Raw genomic sequence first — 1,079 nt, forward strand, 5'->3', positions numbered from 1 at the left:
AGCCACGGCCCCGCCTCGTCCGTCACGTCCCGCCCCTCCCGGCGTCACACCCGTCCCGATACGCCGACAGGCGCCCCCGACGATACGGGGACGCCTGCCGGCAACGCTGCGGACCGATCAGGCCTCGGTCTTCGCCTCGGCGGTCTCCTCGCCACCCGCCGCGGCCGGCGCGCCGGCCTCGGCACCCTCGGACGACTCGGCGGTCTCCTCACCGACACCAGCCTCGACCTCGGCCTCGGCGGCTTCGACCTCGGGCAGGGTCGACTCGAGCTGCTCGGCGGTCGGGGCGGCGGTCACCGCGGCGACCTGGGTCTCCGGGTCGGCGGCCAGCTCGACGCCGGCCGGCAGCTCCACGTCGGCGGCGGTGACCTGGTTGCCGGCCTCCAGGCCCTCGACCGAGGCCTCCAGGTGGTCCGGCACCTTGGTCGCGTCGGCGGTCACCGACAGGGTGTCGTGGTCGTGCACGATCAGGGTGTCCTTGGCGGCCTCACCGGTCAGCTGGACCGGGACCTCCACGGTGACCTTCTCGCCCCGCCGGACCAGCAGCAGGTCGACGTGCTCGAAGGTGTCCTTGATCGGGTCACGCTGGATCGCCTTCGGCAGCGCCAGCACCTGGGTGCCGTCGCTGACCTCAATCGCGAAGAGCTGGTTGGCGCCACCCTTACGGATCGCGGCGGCGAACTCCAACGCCGGAAGCGCGATGTGCTTCGGCTTCTCGCCGTGGCCGTACAGCACGGCGGGCACCTTGCCGGCCCGGCGGGTACGGCGGGCACCACCCTTGCCGAACTCGGTACGGGGCTCGGCGCTGATCTTTACCTCGGACACGGGGAAACTCCTGATGCTTCGCTGCGGCGGCTTGTCGTCTGGCGGTGCTGGGGCGAGGGGCTCGCAGGGGCTCATGCGTCATGAACGACTGCCCGGAGCACCGCGTCGATGACGGTGCCCCCGTGCGGTGCTTTTCAGCGGCCCGCCGGGCACCCTCGCCGTGGCAACCGTGCCAGTCTACCCGAGCCGGTTCCGGTCCTGCCGGCGGTCCCCCCGGTCATCCGCGCGCCCCGGTCACCCGAACGCCCCCGGGG

The 1,079-nt window shown here is 73.0% G+C and carries 1 protein-coding gene; it reads right to left on the reverse strand.

Annotated elements, in window-relative coordinates:
* Window positions 1-117 precede the first annotated feature (117 nt).
* Window positions 118-825: a 50S ribosomal protein L25/general stress protein Ctc gene (locus E1182_RS30625; protein WP_132271205.1), complete on the reverse strand. Its 708-nt coding sequence runs from the start codon at window positions 823-825 to the stop codon at window positions 118-120.
* Window positions 826-1,079: the final 254 nt, after the last annotated feature.

It is taken from the genome of Micromonospora sp. KC721 (genome assembly GCF_004348355.1).
Classification (GTDB): domain Bacteria; phylum Actinomycetota; class Actinomycetes; order Mycobacteriales; family Micromonosporaceae; genus Micromonospora.